Below are 3,078 nucleotides of genomic sequence, written 5' to 3' on the forward strand. Positions count from 1 at the left end.
GCCCAAGCTCCTGGGACCCAGGTGGCCGCGACCGGCACTGCGCCGGAGAGCGGCGCTCCTTCACAGAGCAGTTCACAAGCGGCGGCGCAGGCGCAGGTGTCTGAGCCTCCGGCTCCTTCGCCTGAGCAAGGCACGAGCATTGGCGGAGCGACGGGGATGGCGAAGGCGCTGAATCCCGACATCAGCCTGATCGGCAACTTCATCGGCTCGGCAGGACGCAACCCCGTGGCCGGCATCCCGTCGATGGAGATGCGCGAATCCGAACTCGGCGTGCAGGCGGTGGTCGATCCGTATGCGCGCGCCGACTTCTTCATCTCCTTCGGCGAAGAAGGCGTGGCGCTGGAAGAGGGATACATCACCTTTACCGCGTTGCCCGCCGGGTTCGTAGCCAAGGTCGGCAAGATGCGTTCGGCGTTCGGCAAGGTGAACACCATGCACTCGCACGTGTTGCCGTGGATCGACCGCCCGCTGGTGACCGACAACCTGGTCGGCGGCGAGGACGGCATCAATGACGCGGGCTTTTCCATCACGCGCGGGTTCGCCGGACCGAAGGGCATCTACCTGGAGGCTACGGGGCAGGTCTATCGCGGCGATTCCGCGGACGTCTTCGAGCAGCACCAGAAGAGCGACCTGAGCACGGTGGCGCACCTGCGCGGCTATCACGACATCACCGAATCCACCAACCTCGACATCGGGCTCTCGTACGCGCGTGGCCACAACGACGCCGGGGCCGACACCAGCACCAGCCTCTACGGCGTGGACGCGACGCTGCGCTGGAAGCCGTTGCGCCGTTCCATCTATCACTCGTTCATCGCGCGCAGCGAATTCGTGTGGAGCCAGCGCCAGCAGTTCCCGGTGGAGCAACGCGCCTTCGGCATGTACGCCTCCGGCGACTACCAGCTCGGGCGCCGCTGGTTCGTGGGCGGACGCTTCGACCTGGCTGACCGCGCGCGCGACGCTTCGCTCACCGACAAGGGTGGCGCGTTCACCGTGACGTACTGGCCGAGCGAGTTCGCGCAATTGCGCGGCGAGTATCGGCACGTGAACTATGCCGGCGATATCAACGCCAACGAGTTGCGCATGCAGGTGATGTTCGCCATCGGCGCGCACGGAGCGCATCCGTTCTAGCGCGTACGTTCCGTGTGCGTTCTAAAGTTTCGAGAGATGGAATAGGAAGAAGGCAGAAAATGAAGTCATCGAATCGGAAATGGTTCTATCGCGCGGCGGCCGCGCTGGGGTTGGGTGCGGCGGTATTGTTTTCCGCGAACGCCGAGGCGAAGCAGCTCTACGTGGTGACATCGACCACCGACATGGCGGCGCTGGCGCAGGAGGTGGGCGGCGACAGGATCAAGGTCGAGTCCATCGCCAAGGGCTACCAGGATCCGCACTTCGTGGAAGCCAAGCCGAGCTTCCTGCTGAAATTGCGGCAGACCGACCTGCTCATCGCCGTGGGCCTCGATCTCGAAATCGGGTGGCTGCCGCCACTGATCAACCAAAGCGGCAATGGGCGCATCCAGCCGGGCGCCGCGGGATATCTCGACGCCTCGCAGTTTGCCGAGATCCTGGAGAAGCCGACCGGGCAGGTGTCACGCGCCATGGGCGACGTGCATCCGCTGGGCAATCCGCATTACTGGCTCGATCCCGATAACGGACGCCGCGTCGCCAAGGGCATCGCCGGCAAGCTCGGCGAGATGGATCCGGGCAATGCCGCGTACTTCCAGCAGCGCTTCCAGGATCTCGACAAGCGGCTGACCGACGCGGAAAAGCGTTGGGAAGCGCAGATGGCGCCGTATCGCGGCCGCAAAGTGGTGTCGTATCACAAGTCGTTACCCAACTTCGCCAAGCACTTCGGGCTGAATGTGGTGGGCTATGTGGAGCCACGGCCGGGGATCCCGCCGAGCCCGGGGCACACCATCGAGCTGATGCAGCAGATGAAGCGCGAGGGCGTGAAGGTGATCCTGGTGGAGCCGTACTTCGACCTGAAGACGCCGAACGCGATCGCGCGCGAGACCGGTGGGCAGGTGGCGGTGATACTGCCATCCGTCGGCGGAGAACCGCAGGTCACGGACTATTTCAAGCTCTTCGATTACGATATCCAGCTGCTCACCAAGGCATTCCAGCAGACGCAGTAGGGGCGGCAGCGCGCAGACATTAGACAACGAGACCAAGGAGAACGAATGGAAGTGATGCAATTCCTGCTGCTGCCTTTCCTGGCGAGCCTGATCCTCACCGGGATCCACGCCTACCTGGGCGTGCACGTGGTGGAGCGCGGCGTGATCTTCGTTGACCTGGCGCTGGCGCAGATCGCGGCGCTGGGCGCCACCATCGCCATCCTGGTGGGCATCGATCCGCACGGCTCGGGCGCGTACTGGATCAGCCTGGCCTTCACCTTCCTGGGCGCGCTCATCTTCGCGCTGGTGCGCTCGAAGCGGCGACGCATCCCGCTGGAAGCGTTCATCGGCATCACCTACGCGATTGCGTCGGCGGCGGCCATCCTGGCGATGAGCAAGGCGACGGGCGAGACCGAGCACCTGAAAGACATGCTCGTCGGCAACATCCTCGCCGTCTCCGGGCCGGAAGTCGCGCGTACCGCAGCGCTCTACGGCGTGATCGGGGCTTTCCATTTCATCTTCCGCAAGAAGTTCCTGCTCATCTCCACCGATCCAGACGAAGCTGAGCGCCAGGGCCTGAACATCAAGCTGTGGGACTTCCTGTTCTACGCCTCGTTCGGTTTCGTGGTGACTTCGTCAGTGGCGATCGCGGGCGTGCTGCTGGTGTTCTGCTACCTGGTGGTTCCGTCGGTGGGCGCGATGATATTCGCCGACCGCATCGGGACGCGCCTGGCCATCGGATGGACCATGGGCACGCTGGTCTCGGCCTTGGGCTGCTGGCTTTCCGTCTGGGCGGACCTGCCCACCGGCGCGACCATCGTATGCACCTTCGGCGCGGTGCTTTTCCTCATGTTCATCGCGCACCTGGTGATCGTGCGGGTGTGGCCGAACGCGGCGGTGAATTCGTAGCCAGCGCAAAGAAGTTCAGGTGCGCGTTGTGTACGTAGATCCTTCGCGCCCGCCGCGG

The 3,078-nt window shown here is 64.3% G+C and carries 3 protein-coding genes; all 3 read left to right on the top strand.

Translation table 11 applies throughout. The annotated features are described in order from the left end of the window. Positions 1 to 1,128: hypothetical protein (locus M3P27_03915; protein ID MDP9267455.1), on the top strand; the 1,128-nt coding region annotated here is incomplete at its 5' end. A 59-nt stretch (positions 1,129 to 1,187) separates the two neighbouring features. Continuing rightward, positions 1,188 to 2,132 carry a metal ABC transporter substrate-binding protein gene (locus M3P27_03920; GenBank protein ID MDP9267456.1) on the top strand — a complete coding sequence of 315 codons (945 nt, stop codon included), beginning with the start codon at positions 1,188 to 1,190 and terminating at the stop codon, positions 2,130 to 2,132. Between the two features lie 45 nt (positions 2,133 to 2,177). Next, a complete protein-coding gene (locus tag M3P27_03925) occupies positions 2,178 to 3,020 on the top strand; it encodes a metal ABC transporter permease (protein MDP9267457.1) in 843 nt (280 codons plus the stop codon). The last annotated feature ends 58 nt before the right edge of the window (positions 3,021 to 3,078 follow it).

This window comes from Acidobacteriota bacterium (assembly GCA_030774055.1).
Classification (GTDB): domain Bacteria; phylum Acidobacteriota; class Terriglobia; order Terriglobales; family Acidobacteriaceae; genus JACPNR01.